The organism is Lyngbya sp. CCAP 1446/10, assembly GCF_026130175.1.
Lineage (GTDB): Bacteria > Cyanobacteriota > Cyanobacteriia > Cyanobacteriales > Microcoleaceae > Microcoleus.
Genome location: NZ_JAIGNI010000010.1, coordinates 38,687 through 60,803 on the forward strand (window position 1 = coordinate 38,687; position 22,117 = coordinate 60,803).

At 44.9% G+C, this 22,117-nt stretch carries 23 protein-coding genes; 9 read left to right on the plus strand and 14 right to left on the minus strand.

What is annotated here, in order from left to right:
- Nucleotides 1-253: 253 nt before the first annotated feature.
- On the minus strand, nucleotides 254-1,402 hold the full coding sequence (locus tag K4039_RS06820) for a Re/Si-specific NAD(P)(+) transhydrogenase subunit alpha (protein WP_265234388.1): 1,149 nt from the start codon (nucleotides 1,400-1,402) through the stop codon (nucleotides 254-256).
- 527 nt (nucleotides 1,403-1,929) lie between these two features.
- Between K4039_RS06820 and K4039_RS06825 the strand changes: the two genes are divergently transcribed.
- The 3 genes from K4039_RS06825 to K4039_RS06835 all read left to right on the plus strand — a co-directional run bounded on the left by K4039_RS06825 (nucleotide 1,930) and on the right by K4039_RS06835 (nucleotide 5,850).
- Entirely contained in the window at nucleotides 1,930-2,442 is a 513-nt protein-coding gene (locus tag K4039_RS06825) for a DUF2808 domain-containing protein (RefSeq protein WP_265234389.1), read from the plus strand.
- Between the two features lie 451 nt (nucleotides 2,443-2,893).
- On the plus strand, nucleotides 2,894-4,162 hold the full coding sequence (locus K4039_RS06830) for an MFS transporter (protein WP_265234390.1): 1,269 nt from the start codon (nucleotides 2,894-2,896) through the stop codon (nucleotides 4,160-4,162).
- Between the two features lie 104 nt (nucleotides 4,163-4,266).
- Nucleotides 4,267-5,850, plus strand: a complete 1,584-nt coding sequence (locus K4039_RS06835) for an MDR family MFS transporter (RefSeq protein WP_265234392.1) — start codon at nucleotides 4,267-4,269, stop codon at nucleotides 5,848-5,850.
- Between the two features lie 104 nt (nucleotides 5,851-5,954).
- Here the strand turns inward: K4039_RS06835 and K4039_RS06840 are convergent, their stop codons facing one another.
- From K4039_RS06840 to K4039_RS06850, 3 genes are all read right to left on the minus strand, one after another.
- A complete protein-coding gene (locus tag K4039_RS06840) occupies nucleotides 5,955-6,722 on the minus strand; it encodes an ATP-binding cassette domain-containing protein (RefSeq protein ID WP_265234393.1) in 768 nt (255 codons plus the stop codon).
- A gap of 198 nt (nucleotides 6,723-6,920) precedes the next feature.
- Entirely contained in the window at nucleotides 6,921-7,799 is an 879-nt protein-coding gene (gene glyQ / locus K4039_RS06845; RefSeq protein WP_265234394.1) for a glycine--tRNA ligase subunit alpha, read from the minus strand.
- Between the two features lie 501 nt (nucleotides 7,800-8,300).
- Nucleotides 8,301-10,817 (minus strand): NACHT domain-containing NTPase, encoded by a 2,517-nt coding sequence (locus K4039_RS06850; RefSeq protein WP_265234395.1) that lies wholly within the window; start codon nucleotides 10,815-10,817, stop codon nucleotides 8,301-8,303.
- Nucleotides 10,818-10,966: 149 nt separating this feature from the next.
- Between K4039_RS06850 and K4039_RS06855 the strand changes: the two genes are divergently transcribed.
- From K4039_RS06855 to K4039_RS06865, 3 genes are all read left to right on the plus strand, one after another.
- A complete protein-coding gene (locus K4039_RS06855; protein ID WP_265234396.1) occupies nucleotides 10,967-11,251 on the plus strand; it encodes a hypothetical protein in 285 nt (94 codons plus the stop codon).
- Nucleotides 11,252-11,410: 159 nt separating this feature from the next.
- On the plus strand, nucleotides 11,411-11,683 hold the full coding sequence (locus tag K4039_RS06860) for a hypothetical protein (protein WP_265234397.1): 273 nt from the start codon (nucleotides 11,411-11,413) through the stop codon (nucleotides 11,681-11,683).
- Complete coding sequence (locus tag K4039_RS06865) at nucleotides 11,683-12,048, plus strand: clan AA aspartic protease (protein WP_265234398.1); 366 nt, start codon at nucleotides 11,683-11,685, stop codon at nucleotides 12,046-12,048. The genes K4039_RS06860 and K4039_RS06865 overlap by 1 nt, the downstream gene beginning before the upstream one ends.
- On the opposite strand, the gene K4039_RS06870 is transcribed toward K4039_RS06865, so the two are convergent.
- A complete protein-coding gene (locus K4039_RS06870) occupies nucleotides 12,041-12,310 on the minus strand; it encodes a helix-turn-helix domain-containing protein (RefSeq protein ID WP_265234399.1) in 270 nt (89 codons plus the stop codon). The genes K4039_RS06865 and K4039_RS06870 overlap by 8 nt on opposite strands.
- A gap of 56 nt (nucleotides 12,311-12,366) precedes the next feature.
- On the opposite strand from K4039_RS06870, the gene K4039_RS29775 reads away from it, so the two are divergent.
- Together K4039_RS29775 and K4039_RS29780 are read left to right on the plus strand one after the other, a co-directional pair.
- Nucleotides 12,367-12,801, plus strand: a complete 435-nt coding sequence (locus K4039_RS29775) for an Rpn family recombination-promoting nuclease/putative transposase (RefSeq protein ID WP_321161579.1) — start codon at nucleotides 12,367-12,369, stop codon at nucleotides 12,799-12,801.
- Nucleotides 12,788-13,498 carry an Rpn family recombination-promoting nuclease/putative transposase gene (locus tag K4039_RS29780; protein ID WP_321161580.1) on the plus strand — a complete coding sequence of 237 codons (711 nt, stop codon included), beginning with the start codon at nucleotides 12,788-12,790 and terminating at the stop codon, nucleotides 13,496-13,498. Before K4039_RS29775 ends, K4039_RS29780 begins: the two co-directional genes overlap by 14 nt.
- 132 nt (nucleotides 13,499-13,630) lie before the next feature.
- Here K4039_RS29780 and K4039_RS06880 read toward each other — a convergent pair whose 3' ends face one another.
- The 7 genes from K4039_RS06880 to K4039_RS06910 form a co-directional block, all read right to left on the minus strand.
- Nucleotides 13,631-13,918 carry an NfeD family protein gene (locus K4039_RS06880; protein WP_265234400.1) on the minus strand — a complete coding sequence of 96 codons (288 nt, stop codon included), beginning with the start codon at nucleotides 13,916-13,918 and terminating at the stop codon, nucleotides 13,631-13,633.
- Between the two features lie 94 nt (nucleotides 13,919-14,012).
- Nucleotides 14,013-14,300 carry an NfeD family protein gene (locus K4039_RS06885; protein ID WP_194067885.1) on the minus strand — a complete coding sequence of 96 codons (288 nt, stop codon included), beginning with the start codon at nucleotides 14,298-14,300 and terminating at the stop codon, nucleotides 14,013-14,015.
- A gap of 891 nt (nucleotides 14,301-15,191) precedes the next feature.
- Nucleotides 15,192-15,662, minus strand: coding sequence for a GNAT family N-acetyltransferase (locus tag K4039_RS06890; RefSeq protein WP_265234401.1), 471 nt, complete (start codon nucleotides 15,660-15,662; stop codon nucleotides 15,192-15,194).
- On the minus strand, nucleotides 15,659-16,294 hold the full coding sequence (locus K4039_RS06895; RefSeq protein WP_265234402.1) for a type I restriction endonuclease: 636 nt from the start codon (nucleotides 16,292-16,294) through the stop codon (nucleotides 15,659-15,661). Before K4039_RS06895 ends, K4039_RS06890 begins: the two co-directional genes overlap by 4 nt.
- A 43-nt stretch (nucleotides 16,295-16,337) precedes the next feature.
- Nucleotides 16,338-17,387, minus strand: a complete 1,050-nt coding sequence (locus K4039_RS06900) for a DUF1611 domain-containing protein (protein WP_265234403.1) — start codon at nucleotides 17,385-17,387, stop codon at nucleotides 16,338-16,340.
- An 84-nt stretch (nucleotides 17,388-17,471) separates the two neighbouring features.
- The gene (locus K4039_RS06905) at nucleotides 17,472-18,239 is read right to left on the minus strand and encodes a Uma2 family endonuclease (protein ID WP_265234404.1); all 768 of its coding nucleotides are present in this window, start codon (nucleotides 18,237-18,239) and stop codon (nucleotides 17,472-17,474) included.
- Nucleotides 18,240-18,327: 88 nt separating this feature from the next.
- On the minus strand, nucleotides 18,328-19,407 hold the full coding sequence (locus K4039_RS06910) for a dipeptide epimerase (RefSeq protein WP_265234405.1): 1,080 nt from the start codon (nucleotides 19,405-19,407) through the stop codon (nucleotides 18,328-18,330).
- A 239-nt stretch (nucleotides 19,408-19,646) separates the two neighbouring features.
- Here K4039_RS06910 and K4039_RS06915 point away from each other — a divergent pair, with 239 nt between their 5' ends.
- The gene (locus K4039_RS06915; RefSeq protein WP_265234406.1) at nucleotides 19,647-20,096 is read left to right on the plus strand and encodes an NADAR family protein; all 450 of its coding nucleotides are present in this window, start codon (nucleotides 19,647-19,649) and stop codon (nucleotides 20,094-20,096) included.
- Nucleotides 20,097-20,904: 808 nt separating this feature from the next.
- Here K4039_RS06915 and K4039_RS06920 read toward each other — a convergent pair.
- On the minus strand, nucleotides 20,905-21,609 hold the full coding sequence (locus K4039_RS06920; RefSeq protein ID WP_265234407.1) for a hypothetical protein: 705 nt from the start codon (nucleotides 21,607-21,609) through the stop codon (nucleotides 20,905-20,907).
- Between the two features lie 211 nt (nucleotides 21,610-21,820).
- On the minus strand, nucleotides 21,821-22,072 hold the full coding sequence (locus K4039_RS06925) for a hypothetical protein (RefSeq protein WP_265234408.1): 252 nt from the start codon (nucleotides 22,070-22,072) through the stop codon (nucleotides 21,821-21,823).
- Nucleotides 22,073-22,117 lie beyond the last annotated feature (45 nt).

Genomic DNA, 22,117 nt, shown 5'->3' on the forward strand with positions numbered 1-22,117 from the left:
ATTGGTAATTGGAAATAACTCGTTTCCGGTTGTGTCCGCCAGTCATCCCTTTATGATTCGGCGGTTGAAACCGCTACTACACAAACGAAGTCTGCGGAGGCAGACTAAGAAATAACAAGAGAATCTGATTATTCCGCGGAGGCGGACATTGTTTGTGTGCCCGTAAACTCCGCGATTTCAATCGCCGGGATATTTTTGTTTGTGTGCCCGTAAACTCCGCGATTTCAATCGCCGGGATATTTTCATGAACCATCTAATTGACTACGGATGCTTGAGCAGCCAAAGCATCTCGCACGCGCTGGTTGCTAATTTCGCCATCGCGGGCGACACAAGAACCAGCAATGATATCATCTTCAAAATTCAAATTTAGTTCCTGATCTTTCAGCATCAACTGAACTAAAGCCGAGATATTTTTCGAGTAAGTTTCGCTAGCGTGTACTGGCATCGACGAGGGCACATTAATCGGGCCGATGACATTAACGCCGTTCCATTCAACATCTTTCCCCGCTTCAGAACACTCGCAATTACCGCCTTGTTCGGCCGCGAGGTCAACAATTACCGATCCGGGCTTCATTTGAGAAACCATTTCTCTAGTAACTAAAATAGGTGCTTTTCTGCCAGGAACTTGAGCAGTTGTAATCACTACATCGGAAGCGCTGACGTGTTGAGTCAGGACTTGGCGGGTGTATTCTTTGGCGGCTTCTGATAACTCTTTTGCGTAACCACCGGCGGCGACTGTTTCTTCCTTGAGTTCGACATCAACGAATTTAGCACCCAAGCTTTGTACTTGTTCTTTGGTTTCCGGGCGGATGTCAAAGGCTTCGACGACTGCGCCCAAACGTCGCGCTGTCGCGATCGCCTGTAAGCCCGCAACGCCTACACCCATTACCAATATTTTCGCGGGGCGGATTGTACCCGCCGCAGTTGTCAGCATTGGGAAATATTTCGGCAATGCACAAGCTGCAATCAGTACGGCTTTGTAACCGGCGACGTTGGCCTGGGATGACAGTGCATCCATGCTTTGAGCGCGGCTGGTGCGGGGGATCATTTCCATGCTGAATGCCGTTACTTGGCGATCGGCCAACCGCTGCACTAAAGCCGGATTTCCCAAGGGATTCAAAAATCCGATGAAAACGCCTCCTTCGCGAAGTTGATGAACTTCAGATTCTTGGAGCTCCCCGATTTTGACGACGACATCGGCTTCGCCCCACAGCGTAGCGGTATCACCGACAACACGAGCTCCGGCTTCTTCGTAAGCAAGATCCGAGAAAAAGGATTTTTCCCCGGCACCGGCCTCAACCCAAACTTCCACGCCCTGTTTGACTAATCGGGCTACAGCGTCGGGTACTAAGGCTACCCGGCGTTCCTCTGCTTGGACTTCTTTGGCGATCGCTAATTTCATTAACTCTCCTTTACTCTAGACATAGACAGGGCGGTTGAAACCGCACGCATACATGGCGGTTGAAACCGCGCCTGGACGAGACAGGGCGGTTGAAACCGCCAGAAAGTCAGACAAAACCTGCCGACGCAGGTTGAAATTCAAATTTCCCAGTCCGCGGAGGCGGACATCGTTTGTGTAGGCGCGATTTCAATCGCTGGCTGTTTTTCCCAGTCCGCGGTTGAAATCGCTTCTGGCTTCTCACGTTGATAGTAAAGCCGATCGCCAAAAATACACTCGCTTCTTTAACTTGTCTTATAGATTCAAATTCGCTAAATTGTTAAATTTGCAGCCGAGCATGATAAAATAAAACGCTGCCTAATTCTGTAGTTTGAATGTCAGTTGTCAGTATTACACAAAAAAAATTGATTGAACTCGGGCGATCGCACTCATGAAATTGCCAAAACAGTCGCTATATTAAAGGCATTCATTGCAAATTGCCCGCAGTAAATATTTAAGGTTCCATTGTAATTTTGGTCAGAGGAGCGATTATGAGACGATTATTTTCAGCACTAGCAGTTACAGGTTTTTTGCTGACAGGCTTACCCGCCATCAGTTTAGCCCAGTCGATGCCCGGATTCACGATTTTCGGCGGTCCCGAACGCGCCAACCAATTAAACTATCGCTTGGATTACGGCAAAGCCGGGATGAATGGCGACAGATACCGGCTGCGAATTCCTTCCAAAAAAGTAAGTTTGGCGATCGCCCAACTCAACATCACTTATCCAGACTATTACAAAGGCGAATTCGACCAAAAAGACATTAAAGTGCGCGTCAAAGACAAAACAATAGAATTGCAAGAAGTAATCTGGGACAAAGAAAATCGATTCATAGAAATTTATCCCGCAGAACCAATTCCAGCAGGTAGCAACGTTGAAGTTGTGCTCTCCAACGTCCGAAACCCAAGTCCGGGCGGAATGTACAATTTCAACCTCCGCATCCGCACCCCAGGGGACGTTCCATTGATGCGTTACCTGGGGACTTGGCTGTTAAGCATTGAGTAAGGAAAAGGGCACAAACCGAGTTTTTTGTCCAAAAATACGCGGTAACAGCCCGCAAATTCCCCAAAAAACCCGGTTTCTGAGCAACCCGCGATCGGCCAGAAACCGGGTTTTTTGTCGAAAAATAGGCGGTAACAGCCCGCAAATTCCCCAAAAAACCCGGTTTCTGTGATGGGAGTGCATAAATCCTGAATACTCAAATCTCCACAAATACGTCAAAAGTATTATTTTTGGGCGATCGGACTCCAAAATCAACGAGCATCCTCTATACCTTAAGAAGGAGCCCACAACACAGTTAAATTCCCCATTCGATTGGGGGATGCGAGGGCGAGGGAGACTCCGCTATAAACAATAAATACAAAGGTTTTTAGGCGCTTGTGAAAATCAATAGCCCAGAGGCGCTACCTACAAAATGTTTACCAATCAAATAGGATTGATCGATCCGTACTGATACATGAATCTACAAGCAAAAATCAAATCCATAAAACTTCCTCCGGCCCTCAAATCTCGAAATTATCGCCTATTTTTTGCAGGACAAGGCATCTCACTCATTGGCAATTGGATGACGCAAGTCGCTACTATTTGGCTTGTCTACAATTTGAGTGATTCACCTTGGATGCTGGGCGTAGTGGGATTTACCAGTCAAATTCCCACATTAATTTTACTGCCTTTTGCAGGAGTTTTAATCGATCGCTGGAACCGGCACAGAGTCATAATTGCCACTCAAATATTAGCAATGGTTCAATCCTTAGCCCTAGCATTTTTAGCGCTAACAGGAGTCGTGAACATTTGGCAAATCCTAGTATTGAGTTTCTTTCAAGGGGCAATTAACGCCTTTGACGCACCCGCACGACAAGCTTTCGTGCCCGAGATCGTAGACAAAAAAGCAGACTTAGCAAATGCGATAGCCCTCAACGCTTCCATGTTCAACGGAGCCCGATTGATCGGGCCAGCAATTGCAGGTTTGCTAATAGCTACAATCGGCTCTAGTTATTGTTTCCTGATTGACGGACTCAGCTACATCGCCGTAATTGCAGGCTTATTAGCGATGAAAATCAAGCCGCGCCAAATTCCCGAAACTAATACAAAACCCTTACAAAGATTAAAAGAAGGATTCGTTTACGCCTTCGGCTTTCCGCCGATCAGAGCAATTCTCCTCTTATTATCATTAGTCAGCTTCGCCGGAATGTCACACACAGTATTAGTCCCAATTTTTGCCACAAAAATACTCCACGGCGACGCAGAAACCCTCGGCTTTTTGATGGCAGCTTCTGGAGTCGGAGCATTTTCAGGCGCGATTTATTTAATTGGACGAAAAAGTGTCGTCGGTATCGGCAAATTAATTGCTATTTCCCCCGCCGTCATGGGATTCGGACTGATCGGTTTTGGTTTATCCCGAGTCTTGTGGCTGTCATTAATCATGATGTTATTCGTGGGGTGGGGTTTCATCATCCAATTTGCAGCCGGAAACACATTCTTGCAAACAATTGTAGAAGACGACAAACGCGGCAGAGTGATGAGCATCTACACAATGGCATTTTTTGGAGTCACACCATTTGGCAATTTAGTAGCCGGCGGATTGGCTAATTATATCGGCTCTCCCAACACAGTCATACTTGGCGGTATAATTTGTATTTTAGCAGCGGTAGTTTTTAGCAAACAGTTGCCCGCTTTAAAACACTTAGTCATACCAATTTATCAAAAAATGGGTTTAATTTCCTAAACAATTGATAAACCTCCCTCCTTCCTAATCCCCTCTCCTTCTCTGCGCCCTCTGCGCCCTCTGCGGTTAAAACATCCAAATTAATTACACAAGATGCAAAACCAATGGCAAATACCAGTGCAATTCCCCAACAGCAAAGCGACGATCACGTTCCATTAAAAACTTGGATCGGCGTCATGGCAACAATGATCGGCGCTTTCATGGCGGTTTTGGACATCCAAATCACCAACGCTTCTCTGAAAGATATCCAAGCAGCTTTAGGCGCAACTTTAGAAGAAGGTTCTTGGATTTCCACCTCTTATCTAGTCGCAGAAATAGTCGTAATTCCGCTGACGGGTTGGCTATCGCAGGTGTTTTCAGTCCGCCGCTACATCTTGGTAAATGCCGCTTTCTTTGTATTCTTTTCTATGTGCTGTGCTTGGGCGTGGGATTTGAATTCAATGATTGTTTTTCGAGCTTTGCAGGGGTTTACCGGCGGTATTTTAATTCCGATGGCTTTTACGTTTTTGCTGACAAATTTACCGCCCAAAAAGCAACCAGTCGGCATGGCGATGTTTGCACTCACAGCTACTTTTGCACCATCCATCGGGCCGACATTGGGAGGTTGGCTGACGGAGAATTACGGCTGGCAATATGTCTTTTATTTAAATTTGGTTCCGGGGCTGCTGCTGCTAGCAGGTGTGTGGTATGCCGTCGCCCCGACGCCGATGCGGCTCGAACTGCTAAAAGGGGGCGACTGGTGGGGAATTGCCTCAATGGCGATCGGCCTGGGTTCCCTGCAAGTTGTGTTAGAAGAAGGCAGCCGCAAAGACTGGTTTAGTTCTGATTTGGTTTTGCGTTTAAGCATAATTTCTGCCATATTTCTCGGCGCTTTTTTCTGGATTGAACTAACTAGAAAAAAACCGTTTATTAACCTACGATTATTGACTCGCCGCAATTTCGCTTTAGCAACTGTTGTGAATGTTTCTTTGGGGGTGGGATTGTACGGTTCGGTGTTCATTTTGCCCCTGTATTTAGGTCAGATTCAGCAGTATAATGCCATGCAAATTGGCGAGGTGATTATGTGGGGCGGCGTGCCGCAGTTATTCCTCGTGCCGATGGTGCCGAAATTGATGCAGCGAATAGATACGCGGCTGATGATTGGCATCGGTGTGAGTTTGTTTGCGGTGAGTTGTTTTATGAATGCCAGCATGACTCACGAGACGGGCATCGATCAGTTGCGTTGGTCGCAATTAGTGCGAGCAATGGGACAGCCTTTGATTATGGTGCCGCTGTCAAGTATTGCCACGGCTGGTATGGCAAAACACGAGGCTGGTTCTGCTTCGGGTTTGTTTAATATGATGCGAAATCTGGGAGGTTCGATGGGGATTGCGGCCCTAGGAACTTTGGTGACGATGCGCGAGCAATTTCACTCGAATCGATTAGGGGAATCTGTTTCTTTGTACAATCAGGCAACGCAGGAGAGAATGAATCAAATGACTCAGTATTTTGTGAGTCGCGGTGCTGATGCAAGTGTGGCGCATAACCAAGCAATTCAGGCCATTGATAATCTTGTGCGCCGCGAAGCTTATGTCATGGCTTTTAATGATTGTTTTTATTTTGTGGGAATTGCTTTGTTGTTAAGTGGGATTGCTATTTTGGGTTTTAAAAAGGTGAAACCGGGTGCTGGTGGTGGGGGAGGTCATTGATTTTGTAGGCGCGGAGTGCACTGCATCTTTGGGGCGGGCAGGATGCCCACCCCACAAGAATTTTAAGAGTTTTCAAAATGCAAACTAAATGTTTTTTAGCTTATTCACCATTCTTGTTGGGCTTCTGCTTCTGCTTGGATTAAATTTTCCCGCAGTTGCGCCCAATTTATTTGATGGGAGGGCGAGTCTGCGATGAGCTTTCCGCGCTGTAAATGCAGGACTCGCGTGCTAAATTGCTCTGCCAATTCTAATTGGTGATTGACCATTAAAATTGTGGTTTGATTGTTAGTTAGCTGTGTTAATACTTGCAAAATGTGGGCGGCTTTTCCTGCGTCTAGGGCGGATGTTGGTTCGTCTAAAAGCAATATTTTCGGTTCCAGAATGATGCCGCGGGCGATCGCCACTAACTGTTTTTGGCCTGTGGAAAGCTGAAATTCGGTGCGTGTGAGCCATTCTTGAGGTATGTGTAATTCTGCGATCGCCCCGCTAATTCTCTCAGCAATGTTTGATGCAGTCACACCCCGCAACTTCAAAGGATAAGCCAACGCCTCCCGCACCGACATCCCCAAAAGCTTGGATTCTTGTAAAATCAGGGTGATTTGTCTGCGAAGATCGATCGCCGGAATTTGCCGGTATTCTGTATTTTCCAGATAAATCGAGCCGCTGGTGGGGCTGCTGAGCCGATTTAGCAGTCGCAACAGCGTTGTTTTCCCAGCCCCCGAAGGGCCGACAATTGCGATGCGATCGCCCTTGTGCAAATCAAACGAGATATTGTCTAATAAGTAGCTAGAGGCGATCGGTGTTTTCAAACTTACATTATCAACACGCAATTGAGGAATTGTTTCTGTATTATTTTGTGAATAATTAGGCATTGAATTAATTTAAAATATGGTATGACTATTGGTCTGTTGTAGGGGCGGGTTTAGCTCATAATTTATGAAACAATCGACTGTATCAAGGCAAAACCCGCCCCCGCCCAACGCTTGTAGTGGCTCATAATTTATGAAACAATCGACTGTATCAAGGCAAAACCCGCCCTCTATTAAAGAATCCGTTACCGAACTTCTTTGTCAAACCTTCACAGCTTTATCCAAAGGAAAACCCAAATGTTCGCGCTGTTCCAAATAAAGCTGAGCAACCCGGCGCGCCAAATTCCGAATCTTGGTAATATAGCGAGTTCTTTCCGTCACCGAAATCACACCTCTAGCATCGAGCAAATTAAAAGTATGAGAACATTTTAACACATAATCTAGACTCGGCAAAACCAAACCTTTTTGTGTTAATTGTTCAGCTTCTTGCTCGTACAAACCAAACAAAGTAAACAACAATTCAGGATTAGAAGCTTCAAAATTATAAGTACATTGTTCTATTTCCCCTTGCAGGAAAACATCACCGTAAGTTATACCATCTTTCCACTGAATTTTTGTCATCGCATCAACTTCTTGAAGATACATTGCGAGGCGTTCTAGCCCGTAGGTAATTTCAATGGAGACGGGGCGACAATCAATGCTACCGCACTGTTGAAAATAGGTAAATTGGGTAATTTCCATGCCATCGAGCCAGACTTCCCAGCCCACACCCCAAGCTCCGAGAGTGGGGGATTCCCAGTTATCTTCTACAAACCTAATGTCATGGTCTTCCGGGCGAATTCCTAATGCTCTCAGGGAGTCTAAATAAACTTCTTGAATGTTGGGAGGAGAAGGTTTAATCAGGACTTGATATTGATAGTAATGTTGGAAGCGGTTAGGATTTTCGCCATAACGTCCGTCAGTGGGGCGGCGACAGGGTTCTACGTAGGCTACTGACCAAGGTTCAGGGCCAATTGCTCTGAGAAAGGTGTGGGGATTCATGGTTCCTGCACCTTTTTCTGTGTCGTAGGATTGGGCGATCAGGCAGCCTCGATCGCTCCAGAATTTGTTTAAGGTGGCAATGATTGATTGAAAGTTCACTGGTTTAAATATGGCTAGTAGGTGTCTAAACTTATTTAAGCATACTCAAGGCAGGGTTTATTCAAATACACCCGGCCGAAATTAGATAAGAAGCCAACTTCATACTCGTTTAAAAATTGTATAAACTATTTGAAATCTTGGTTCAGCATGATACTTCCCTTGATTAAACTCGCGACGAATAGTTTCTCAAGCTGCCAGTCGCGCTGCATAGGGACGACTCCGCCAATAAGCTACGTCAGACATAGAAGATTTTAGGGTCGTTTTAGTGACAACGATCGCACGTTTTTTTAGCATTGATTCTCAAGTCGTCATTTTTGATTGCACTCCCTTCATCAACAAGCTTAGTATATCAAAAAGGCGATCGCCCAATGCGTGCAGTTTTTCGCCGAGGCGATCGGGAATTCCAGGATAATTTGCATTAACGTTTATACTCGCACTCGTTATAATTATTTGCCAGCAAATTACCTACTCCGCTTTTTCATGTTTGCGTTTTTATTCGATTTAAGCGATTGCCTTTGTCGCATCAGCTATAATAGCTTCAAGTTCCGAGTAGGGAATCAAAAGAGTTTCCATAATAAATTGTTCAACCGGCTTACTAATTTTTTCAGAGTTACCTTGAAGACAATCAATTAAAATTCGATTTGCATAAATGTAGGCAAAAAGTTCACCAAAGTCGTGCTCTGTCAGCTCCCATTGATAGTCAATATTGCGATATTTTTGGGAAAATTTCCTTAGTTTTTCTGCCCAAGCTTCACTCTCATACCTACGCCATTGTTGATATTGTTCCCAACAATTGTAAACACCTTGAGGAAGTTGCTCGTAGAGCTGAGATAGCTCCAAGCTTAAGTTTTCCCAGCCATTGTTATTGCAAAACTCTATCGCTCTATATAGAGATTCTGCAAGTTCGTAGAAGTTTGTATCATCAAGACGATTAAAAAACTCAAACTCCTCCTCATTTTTGTTCAACATCCAGTCATTCTTTTCTGCTGCATACCTAACGTCATCTAAACGTAAAGCACGCCCTAAGAGCGAAGCATGAGCACGAGCATGGCAGAGGTCTCGATCGAAGGCTGGTTCCCCTTCTAGAGAACCAAAGAAATTACCCAGCGACAATCCCTGTCCAGAGTTGTGATAAACAGAGAGCTCAATCCTGTCATCCAATTTTGATAAGAGATGGCACAAATCATCTATTAACCAGAGTGGATCGCAAAATAATTCTAATTCATCAATGGTGTTGATAAGTGTTAGTAGGCTGACATAAAAGCAACGAAGAGTTGTTCTTGAATAGCAACTAGAAGTATTTGAAGCCTTTCGATATACCCACCTCAGAATAAGCTGTAATCTTTCATGACAGAAGATCGATTTATCAATCCTAAACTTGAGTAAGAGAGTAAAATAATCGATATTCAATATCTTTTCAGAAAACAGTAGGATAACTTGCTCCCATTTTTTTTCATAAAGATACCCGATCAATCCTACTCCTCGCTTGTCTTTGCAGCTAAAGTTGAGAGCGACTAAATATTCTTGAAAAGTTAGATGCGAAAAAGACCATATTTTTTGCGATCGCTCAATCAACAATTCATGCTGCGCTTCCATCGCCCTCAACACCGCCCGACTATCCCGCTGCCCAATCCCCAAAAACTCTGCAATATACTCCTCTATTTCTGCCTGCTCAAATAGCACATATTGCTCTTTTTCAAACTTCTTCACTGCCAGAAAGCTCAATAGTTCTAGCTTTCGCTCCACTGACAAATCGCGATAAATCTCATCCCGCTCAATCTCCCGCGACTTGTCCCACTGCTCCAGCAGCAACTCCAACCCCTCTTCATAAAGCTTGGAACGCTTCGAGTAAAACTTTCCCTTGTGGTGAAACACCGCACAAGTCAAACTCAGCAAAATCGGCGTAATTGCTAACTCCCGAATCGACTTATTCTCCTCCAAAAAGAGCAGCCGCAGAAACTCCTCGGCTTTTGCCAGTCCCCCCGACTCATCCCCCATCACCGCCTTATACCAATGTTGGGCAAAAGCCCGCGCCTGCGTTTCATTAAAATCCGCCACCTCCACATAATCAAACCGCTCAAACCGCGATTCCTGACTCTGCGTTCGACAAGTTACAATTACCTGCACCTGCGGATAAGTGCGAGCAAACCGCTTGATTTCCTTCGCAATGTTCTTCCCATCTTCTCCCGTCACCTCATCCAACCCATCCAGCAGCACCAGCGCCCGACCTCGATCTAGTACCAATTGAGTTTCGGCATCCGATAACCGCCAGCATCCCTCTAGATAATCGTCTAGCGAGTAGGCAACCTCACGCCCATCCTCGACAAAATCTCGCAGTTTAATCAAAACCGGAATCCGGTGCGCTTGTAAATTCTCAGCAATGCACTCCATCACCACTCGCTGCAAATACGTAGTCTTTCCCGAACCCGGTTTGCCCACCACCATCAGGTTCGCATTCTTTGCCAGCACCTCTAAACCTGATACCCGTTTTAGGTGTTTGCCCAAACCAATGCGATCCAAACTGCGGTAGCTGGGATTTTGGCTGAAGTGCTGCCACAAGTCATCCAATTCGGATTTACGACTACTACTGAGTTCCTCCAGAAGATTGACATCCACAAACAAGTCACCCAACGGCACGCAACGATCGACCCCCCAAAGCGGCATGGTGCCGTGCAAGCGCTGGATGTCATCGTGGAGGCGCGATCGTACCTGCTGAACTAACGCATCGATATCATCTTTCAGGATCTCCAGAGGGGGATCTAAAGGTGAATTCGTTGGTTTACCTTTGTCCTGAACCTGTTCATCGTCAGGTTCCCATTTCAGTTTGAGCTTTTTGCAGATGCAAAGAAACTGCTTGCGCTGAACAGGTTCACCTTTAAAAAAATTGCTGATGGTGGTACGCGACATCTTTAATTCAGCAGCCAAATCTGATTTGCTACCAAATTTTGCTAATGCGATGTCCGCGTTTTTCAGTTGAGGTGGCGATAGTCTGAGAGATCGTCCGCTAGGTTCCGTCATGTAGTGGTTTCAGGTTTCTCCAATTATAGCGACGCGATCGTAACTTGGACAAACTTGTACATAACCTGAGCGGTAGGCGATCGTATCTAAAACCAGCCTCCTATCTTGCATTTGGCAGATTGTTGAGAGTTTCAACAAAGATGACCAACATGAAGATTTCAAATAAGAAAAAATGGCTCAAAGTAACCGAGTTTGCTGTGGTGGGTATTGCCACTTGCCTCAATCCCCACGCAGGATTTCTGCTGTTTCTGCTCAAGCTGTGCTTTCAAATTCTGACTGCGTTGCAGAAAGACGAGGAAAGTGAAACAGAAAAGGAAAAACGAATAACCAGGTGTTTGCGCGATCGCCAACGATCCGATCGAGAGGCAGCAACCGCCTCACGATCGCTTCCTCATACTCTAGTTAAATCCACCAAGCAGGAAAAGTTAAGTTAGTCTCGCGATTTGTACGTGCGATCGCTCCTCAAACTATCGAGCGATCGCCCGTTTATAATCAAAGAAATTTTCATTTTGATGCTAAAGCTGCTTCAGAATTTCGATTTTGCACTACGATGGATAAAGCAGCCGAGAAACTTTAACTAGGAACTTACTTTTATGACTCATCCCGCCCTTAGCCGCGAACAAATCGCTCAGCGTGGCAAAGATATCTACCAACAGCGCATCCGTACCCATATTGAAACAACAGAGAATATCGGTAAAATCATCGCCATCGATCTCAATACTGGTGAATATGAAATTGACAAAGACTTGCTAGCAGCTTGTCATCGCCTGCAAGCTAAACAGCCTAATACCATCACTTGGGCAGAGCGCATCGGTTATGATGCTGTATACGCAATAGGTGGGACATTAGTTAGGACGGCATTGTGATGAATGGAATAGTTGTTGGGCTGCAAGCACGCATGGGAATTATTCTCTACCCTCCGGGATGTGCAGAAATAGAAATCGAATGTGTTATTGATACAGGTTTTGAAGGGTTCTTAACTTTGCCACCTACTGTAGTTGCAGAACTTCAGTTACCTTACGTTGCACCAATTAATGCAAATTTGGCTGACAACTCCAGCATTGTAACCAACGTTCATCAAGGCACGATTCTTTGGAATGGAGTGCAGCGAGTGATTCCAGTTTTAGCAATGGGTCGTCGTCCTCTCATCGGGACAGCACTTCTAGAAGACTATCACCTTAGTATTGATTTTTGTGAAGGAGGAACGGTACTGGTAGATGATATCATGTAATTTCCGTATCGAGTTGCTGGAGGAAAAGCAGTAGTTTTCCCTCGCCCAAGCGTTGAAACTCTCCGTTCATTAAATGAGATACTTCTGGCTGTGGAATGCCAAAAAGTTGACTAACTTCGCGTTGTTTCAAGTTGCGTTGTTTCAGGATACGGATTACTTGAATCCCTATTTTACCCCGCATAAAAAGTTCATCTGCATCCTTCAGACCGAGGTCAGCGAATACGTTGCCACTGCTTTCTTCAAAAATCGGTTCTTGTGTCATGGTTGTTCCTCTCTTGGCATGGTATAGTACCCATCTTCGATTCCCATCGACAACTCATGAAAACAGACACCATTTTCTACAGCCTGTTTCAAGAATTCCCCAGCTTCTTCTTTGAACTAATCGATCGCCCTCCAGACGAAGCCGCCGCCTATGAATTCACCTCCCGCGAAATCAAACAACTCGCATTCCGCATCGATGGGTTATTTCTGCCCACAACCGAAGAACCGGAAAAACCATTTTACTTAGCTGAAGTTCAGTTTCAACCCGATGCCGACTTGTACTACCGCATCTTCGGCGAACTCTTTCTCTATCTGCGACAATACAAACCCCTCAATCCTTGGCGCGTCGTTGTCATCTATCCCAGCCGCCGCATCGAACACGAACAGATGCTGCAATTTCAGGAACTATTAACCAGTCAGCGGGTGCAACGGATTTACCTTGATGAATTGCCAGAAGCCGCAGATCGATCGCGCTTGAGTGAAAGTTGTTAAACTGGTAATCGAGCCAGCAGAGACAGTGGCAGAACAAGCACGGCAGTCGATCGCAATGGCCCGACAACAGTTGTCCGATCCAACCGTTCTACGCGATTTAATCAGCCTCATCGAAACAATTATTGTCTACAAACTCCCCCAAAAAAGCCGCGAGGAAATTGCCGCCATGTTGAATTTAAGCGAACTCAGACAAACCAGATTTTATCAAGAAGTCAAGCAAGAAGGTTTAGAAGAAGGACTCGAACAAGGTGAGCAGCAGGCGAAGTTAGAAGCCATTCGTCGGATGATCGCGTTTGGAATGAATTTAGAGACGATCGCGCAATTATTAGATTTGTCAGTAGAATTTGTGCGGCAAACAATTCACAAAATCCAACGCGAATCAATGTCAGTCTCCGAACAAAATATCGACTCATTGATCGAACTATTAACTCAGCAGCGATCGCTCTTCGGGGCCGAACAATTAACCGAACTAGCGCAGCTAATTGAACCTTTATCTGATGACAGCGATGTTCTTGCAGAAGCGATTTTATCCTGGGGTGAAAATTACCCTTCAATTCAGGAAGCTCAAGCCAAACTGCTCGAACCACTACCGCCGGCTAAAACATCAGAAAAAGCAGCAGTCAGCGGAGAAAGTAGTGAATCTCAAATTGGCGATCGCCTCAACAAACAAGCTCTCAAAAATGCCATTTTATTGTAGCGCGATATTCGATAATATTGTAGGGACACGGCACTGCCGTCTCCTAATTTCTAAAAAACAGAATAGTCTGAGCCCCGATTTTTTCAAGAAGTCGGGGCTCAGACAGTGAAAAAGTTGAGATTACTTTCTAGTTTAGTCGGCGGGAGTGAGGGAAACTAACAGAGTGATGCTGTCAACGCCGATGACATAAACAGTGTCTCCCGGTGTGAGGGTGATTTGGCGATCGCACCGTGCGGGCCACCAGCTACCTTGAAAGCGGACGCGACCTGTTTGATTTGGGTAAATCGATTCATCGACGACGGCTTCTTCGTTGAAGTAGTGAAAATTGGTGTTGATGTAGTTGTCGATTAACATATTATTTGCTGTGCTGTAGGTGTGAATAGAAAAAATAGAACCGAAAGCTTTTGCTAAATTGAACATTTTATTGACTCCTTTTGTGTTAAAATATATGGAATTTTTAGATGCTATTTCTGCTATTTGAAAGGCTGCATTTCCTGGTTTTTGATGCTGTGAATTAGTCGGCTGGAGCGAGGGAAACTAACAGAGTGATGCTGTCAACGCCGATGACATAAACGGTGTCTCCGGGTGTAAGAGTGATTTGGCGATCGCACCGTGCGGGCCACCAGCTACCTTGGAAGCGGACGCGACCTGTTTGATTCGGGTAAATCGATTCATCGACGACGGCTTCTTCGTTGAAATAGTGGAAATTGGTGTTGACGTAATTTTTGATTAACATATTGTTGGCGGTGTTGTATCCTTGAGTAGAGAAGATCGAGCCGAAAGCTTTTAGTACGTTGAACATGATATTTACTCCTGTTGTGTTAAAATATATGGATGTGTAATTGTCTGTTTATGCTATTTGAGAGGCTGCATTTCCTGGTTGAGATTGATTAATTTCCCAGATATTTCATTGTTCTTGTCTGGGGTGCTTCCATCCGGATCAAAAACCAAAACTTTTTGATTTTTTTGGGGGATTTGAGCGGCGGTTGCGGGGAGTCTAAATTGAGTAATTCCGAGGTATTGAATTAAGGATTTAGCTGTCGCTTAGTTGCTGGAATTTGTCTCACTGGTAGATTTTGTTAGCTACATTAGCGCTTGGCTGATTCCGCATTGCTGCTGCTGTGAAAATGTTTTATTTTTGGGTTTGATGATTTTTTGAATCGGTTGTGACTCGCTTGCTTTACACTTACTAATTTATAAAAAGTCGAAGGTATGTGGTGCGATCGGTCTGACACTTTCCGTCTCTGGTACTGGCACAGGACAGTAAGCAACGGCAAAACAACGATTAATCAATAGTTTGAGGCTAATATTTTGGCTGGTGGTTGTGCCAATTTAGCAAAGTGGACTACCGCAGGCTGTGAACTCTGAACTTACGCAATCTCTGTAGCCCCATCAGGAAGATCCATATATATCTAGTCCATCACTGACACCATCTCCAGTAAAGTACCCGTTATGGGTTTGTAGTGACGAATGCAAGTGCGATCGAGTCTGATGAGGACTGAATATCCTGACTACAGAGGAATCTGAGGTAGTTAGCCCTAGAAAATGCCCGCTGAGACTGACGCAGATATCACGAAGCGGTAGGATTTTTTGATCCATGTAGCTCGATCGCACCCTATAATCGCAATTATTGAACAAGTCGAACTTAAAATCAATTCATAAATTCAGAATCTTAAATTCATAAAAGTCATAATTAGAGAAAATTTTCTCGATACTGCATAATTGTTACAGGAATTCTGAATAAAATTTTAGCTAACTGAGACAAACCGAACTTAAATTTAAGCGACTGCGGCAAATCTTGCACGGAAACTTCTACAAAACCAAAGCGAGTATAAAATGCTGCGAGTCGCGTCCCCAAACATTCTAAGTATAGTGGTTTTGTAGCCTGTTGAATTAAATGTTTTGTGAGATAAATGCCCAAACCGCGATCGCGCCAATCCTTCGCCACCACCAAACTACCCAACTCTTGCGCGCCCGTAAAGTTCCGCAACTGTCCGCAAGCAGCCAACTTTCCCTCACATTCGATGACCCAGAATTGCTCCCAGCGCAACTGAGTAGGATCGAGTTTGGCACTCCAGACTAACTTTCTAATTGATTTGATATCTTGCTCCGACGCTTGGCGTAGAACGCATTCTGACGGTAAAGAAACAGAACTTGCAATCATGAGTTATAGCTGGAAACTACAGCAGCGATTCGTTTGAAAATGCGAAAAACTTCGTAAAGTTCGTTTCCGGGGTTCCGAATATCAAACAACTTAGATAAAGCATACTGCGGTGTATCTTGTTTAGTCACTTTGATGAATCGGAAACTGCTGCCATTGGTCAGAAGCCCAAACGTTGGTTGTTCTGAATTTGGGTCATTCAGCATATAAGATAGTAATTGAGGAAGTCCAGCTTCAACGGAATATTGCGATCGCTTGGCTTCGATCGCCACGATCCAAAAAGATTGCAGCAATAATAGGACATCTATGCTGCCCCTAACAATTATATCTTCATCTTCGACAATCAGTTCAACAGATTTTTCACATTCTATGTGAAAGGGAGTCAGGAAAAAATCTGCTACAAATAGCAAAGGAGCTAGTACCACCATTTTTACAGTATCTTCTAGGAAAGGGAATGAGGTACTGTTGATATAGCCTGCTTTTACTTTGTCGAGTGATCGCTTTTCTGCGTCTGCTATTTCAGGCAAATCATCAATCCATTCTCGAAAGAATTGCTCGTCTTCAGACAACTGTAGATTAAATTTAGTTTGAACATCACCCAGTGTCAGTGTTTTTGCTTGAACGGTTTGTGTCATAATTTTCAGTAGCTCTTAGCTATTTGTAACTTATTGTAGCATATCAATTGTCGATCGCCCCCAGCAACACCTCCGCGCCAAACCGCACCGGATCGGTACAAGGCAATCGCGTTTGTGCTTGAATTTCAGCTATTGCTAACAGCGCATCTGCCTCATTTAAGTGATGAGTGTTAAGGGCGATCGCGCTCACTTTGGCCCCAACAAAAGCACCCGCAGCCGCAGCCACCATTTCGTACAATTCAACCACTTTCGACAAACTCGGAATCGATACGTGCGGGTGATGGCGAAGGTGAATTTGTCCGGCTCGGTGCGCTAAAATTAAGTGAGTTGGCTGCGTACCACGCAACAGCGGCAGAGTCGCCGTCGAACCCGGATGCAGTAGCGAACCTTGCCCTTCTACGTGCAGAATATCGCATTCAGAACCCAATTTTATCACCGCTTGTTCCACTGCACCGGCGGCAAAATCAACTCGCACTGCATCCAAAGCAATGCCTTCATTTCCAATCATTAAACCCGTTTGTCCAGTTGCTAAAAATTTGGAACGCAAACCCCGCTGCAAACAAGTGCGATTGAGTTCCAAACTGGTTGACATTTTGCCAACGCTCATATCTGTACCGACAGTTAACACGCGGCGACAGCTTAATTTAGCAGCGGCCGCAGAGGCGATCGCCCCGATATTTTCCGGTTCCTGACGCACGTCCCAAATCCATTGATTTTCGGTTAACGGAACCGTTATCAAAGGTGCAAGTTTCGCGTGCAAACCGTTGACAACCGACAAGCCTGCTGCTACCGCTTGATTAATTTCTGGCAACCATTGCGGCGGCAAAACACCGCCAGATGGAGCGATACCAATTAGCAGAATATCCGGCACAAATTGCAGTGCTTCTGCAACGGAAGCAACAATCGGTACTTGTTGAGGAATGCCAGTTAATTCAGACAAAGATTTTCCTGTACATTGGCGGTCAATTACTGCTACAATTTGTGCTTCGCTGTAGCGTAAAAAGGCTAAGCCTGTTTTGCCGGAATGGCCGAGAATTCCCTCGTGCAGCAAGATAGCAACTTTGCCATTTTTGATAGGATAGTTTTGAGTCATTGGTTCACTTTTAAGATCGGGGATTGTAGATTGTAGATTAAATCTACAATCTACAATTGATTATTCGCTATGTATGATTTGCGATTACTGGTTTAAAGCATTCGGATCTTCTCCCAATTCTCGCAATCTGGCCTCTAATCGCGAGGCTCGCTGTTGAGCAGCTTCCGCTTGCTGTTGAGCAGCTTCCGCTTGCTGTTGAGCAGCTTCCTCCGGTAACAGAATTAGATTGCCAGACTCGTCGTAGAAACGCGCCCAGACTGCTGTTTCTCGATCGACAATTCCTTCCCAAGTACCCAACCAAAAACCTAGGGTTTCGCACCACAGCCAACCCCGCTCGTCGGGCACTAACGGCTGATAGCGCAGGTTGGCATCTAAACGCCATCCCTGCAAAGAATTCGGATCGAAAGGATCGAATACAAAGTAATCAGGCGTTCTAAAAACCTGCTCGTAAATATCCTTTTTTTTGCCTGTATCCTGATTAGCCGTTGACGGCGACAGCAGTTCCACAATGACATCCGGGTAACGTCCGTTTTCTTCCCAGACTACCCAACCTTGTCGGGAAGTATTGCCGTCAACACCCAATACAGCGAAAAAATCCGGCCCTCTAAAATCCTGATTCCGAACCTGTTTAACGCTGTAATAAATAAACATATTACCACCGACAAAAAAATCGTTCCGGTGAGCTAAACCTTGTTCTAAGGAACGGATTAAAACAGTCATTGCTATACGGTGGCGGTTGCTTTCCATTTCTGCACCATCATCAAAAATTAAATCAGTCGGCGGCTTGTGTTCTTCAAAGAAAAGCTTGGCTTCTCGATCGATTCCCTGTCCAATTGATTCTACTGGTATCATACTATCTCCAGATTTATTTTTATCTGTCAACTGTCAACTGTCAACTGTCAACTGTCAACTGTCAACTGTCAACTGTTTAACGATACTTCTATTCTACAATGTCAATTCGCCGCACTCCCAATCCCGATCGCCCGTTTGGCACCAAACACCCATTTTCTATGCTTGCACCCGTGAAAGGATCGTCGATTAAATTTAAGTGACTGTCCAAATCCAAGTAATCAGCGAGGGGCGAAAGTTGTGCGGCTGCGGTATTGGCGATCGCACTATCGGAATAGCAGCCGAACATCACTTGCAAATTGCAGGCTTTTGCTGCGTGAATCATCCGCATAGCTTCGCTCAATCCGCCGGATTTCATCATTTTGATATTGATGCCGTGGACGCATTGTGCTAACTTCGGTATATCCGAACTATTAAAACAACTTTCATCAGCAAAAATTGGCAGCGGTGATTGACGGTAAAGTTCTGCGAATTCAGCCAAATCTGCTACTGGTGACAGCGGCTGTTCGACATAATTTATGTTATATTTTTCCAGCCAGCGACACATTTCGATCGCGCCCTTTAAACTCCAGCCACCGTTAGCATCAACACTGATTTGAATGTTAGCTGGGGCTTCGTCTAACACTGCGATTAACATAGCTTTGTCGGCTTCAATTCCTTCGGGATTGCCCAATTTAATTTTGACGGCGCGGTATTGGATGCTGGCGGGCTCTGTCGCATTTTTGCCAAACCAATCGCGCACTCTGTCTCTCGCTCCAGACGGCGAATTTATGCCGATGGTGACGGATGTGGGGACGATGCGCGATCGATCTAATCCCCACATTTTCCACAGCGGCAAGCCTGTTTTTTTGCCCAGCCAGTCGTGGATTGCCATGTCGATGCCGGCGCGGGCGGCGGAGGGTAACTCGACTTCGATGAAGATTTGTTCGACTTTTTGGCGATCGCACGGAGTAAACTTTTCTAGTAGTGGTGCAACTTTCTGCAAAGCTACTAGCAGACTCTCGGTAGTTTGTGGCTTAGCACCTGTAGAAAAGGGCGATGATTCTCCCCAACCTTCGATACCTTCATGGGCTAATTTGACCCACAAATTCGTACTTTGGGATGTTGTACCGCGACTGATGGTAAGCGCAAACCGCTTGCGGACAGTGAAGGTTTCTATTTTAAGCTGCATGATTAGTTATAAGTAGTGGATGGCAGTTCATTCAGTTGACAGTTGACAGTTGATAGTTGATAGGGGCGGTGCCAAGAGTGCCCGCCCTCTCAGTTGACTTTAAACCAATTATTTCTGATCAAAAAAACTTTTACTATTTTACTAAAAATTTGTAAAAAAACCAATTGCCAATTGTAGATTGTGGCATAATTATAGGTAGTGTAAAATGCGTAGTAAATCATAAAATACCACAAAATATTATGACAATTTACTTTTACAGCACTCGCAGCGAATATGGTAGTTTCTCTAACTTTTCCCGTTACGGATGCGAGTTAGACGGAGAATATTGGCCGACTACCGAACATTATTTTCAAGCACAAAAGTTTCCCCAAACAGAGCACTGCGACCAAATTCGCCAAGCAAAAACGCCGAAAGATGCTGCGAAAATGGGGCGCGAGCGCTCTCGTCCCCTGCGCCAAGATTGGGAACAAGTCAAAGACGATATCATGCGAAAAGCTGTACTCCGCAAATTTGAAACTCATGCCGATATTCGCGAAATTTTACTCGCTACTGGCGAAGAGGAAATTGTCGAAAATGCACCGGGAGATTATTATTGGGGTTGTGGGAAAGATGGCAGCGGCAAAAATATGTTGGGACAGATTTTAATGGAAGTGCGAGAGATTTTGCGAAAAGGCACTTCATTCAGTTGACAGTTGACAGTTGACAGCGACCTCTACCTAAAAGGAAGAGGATTGGAGTAATGAATAGTTTTCTTTTAATTTCTCGCCTTTAAGGGAGAGGCTTTAAACCAATTCTTTCTGGTAAAACACAACCTAAGAAACCGGGGTTTTTACCTGAATTGTAGGCTGTAACAAAGTATTTTCGTAAAAAATCCGGTTTCTGGCTACCCGTGCTTCCAAGACTAGCATAACTAAAATTTTCCACAAAACTAAAGCAGGACTTATTTAATAGTAAGTCCTGCGAGGCTGCTAAGGGAGCATTACCTCAATTTTCTTAAACACCGAACTCAAAATTTTACCTGATCAACTCTCGAATTGTGTGCCAATCTCCTCGGACTGTTCTAGTAGAGGGTTTAGCCTCTCCTAGGAGACTGTAAAGCAGGGGAAACGGTAAAAACCCTGCACCACTTGTTTGTTTTAACAACTATTGTGAAACCGTAATTCACTTTGAGCGTGGCAAGTACAGCATTGTTCGCCAGTCGCCTCCCGGACACCGTTCTCCTTAGGTTTGCGATTCACAGGTTACACAGCAAAACACCTGTTCTGGTTAAGGTTTGTTGTTTATTTATGTTGTATGTTTCTATTCTGTGCGATTTCTCTAAAATGTTAGCTGTTGTACAGAATTCTTTACACTTTTTCGATCGAAAAGATGATCCGTCGGTTTTGAGTAAGGGATCGATCGCACTTTTGGAATCTTCCCTCAGACTTAAGTTTAGGACTCGCAGCTTAAGTGAGTTGCAACCAAATTTTAAGATTGCTGACTGTTAAGATTTTTGAGTTATTTAGCTGTATTCGCGCCGAACTGCCGCCGTTGCTGTTGAATTCGGTTGAATTCTTTTTCTTCTTCTGTCAGTAAAGAATTGTCGATCGGCGATCGCATATCCCACTGCAACTCAGACAGTAAAATTAGACAGCCTGCGATCACAATTCCGGTTGTCAAATACTGCCAAGGTGCGACAAAGGGCAATAATCCGATCGCAAATAGATGAGTTAGCCCGATCGCCATAAAAGTGCGCGATCGCAAACCAAGCCCAGTACAAAAATAGCCGATCGCGCTCAACCCCAACCACAAATCGCACAGATGCAGCAACCAAAATCCCCAACTCGCAAAAATACTGCAATCCGTCAGCACCAAACCAGAAATCATCAAAATCGCCCAAGAGTAAAGAATCCAGCTAACACGCTCAACCTTTACCCAAAACAAAGTCAAAACCGCCATGATCGCAGTGCCAATTAGAGTCAAAGTTGACCACAGAATCGCCTGAAAGCTCCAACTAAGCGGGACAAACTGAGCCGTGAAAAAAATCCCCGCCGTCACCAAAGCCCAAAGCAGAAAAGTTTGGTCAATGCGGGTATAAAATCCTGAGAAAAGAGTAATATTTCCGACTTTCCAGTGGAGGCGCAAGAGGCCTGCGAGGTCTTGTACATCGAGATGTTCTTGTTTGGAGCGGATCGGGGGTTCACAGGGGTTGAAGAAGGTCATCCAGTGTGGTTTAAAATATCAAGTTTTGCGTATTGTAACAAAACTACACGAACATTTTACAGATTTTTATAGCGTTTTTTCTAGTTCCCTGGCTCTGCCTGGGGACGTAGATCCGGAGGCTCTGCTCGATGCCAAACCAGCGAGGCAGAAGGCTGCGTTAAGCTTGGACTAACGCAGCCTTGAGGTTTGAGTTTAAGCAAGTCTGCAATACTTATCTTTTCTTTGGATCGTAAATAAAGTAAACATCCACACGAATTGGTCTATCATTTTTGCCTGTCGAGTGTACTTGCCACGTACCTGTGGGAACCTTCCGCAAATACGGTTTACCTTTCTCTATCTGGTAGATTGAGCTTGTTGAGCGTTCTACTAATTTGGCTGCACGTTCAACAGTGCAGCTCATTTCCACCGGAACTGCGATCGGCTGGGTGAACAGATTTAGCTGTTCGCTGTTATAATTAGTCATCAGAACTCCTCGGTCTAAATAGACCAAAAACTACATCAGAGTGCT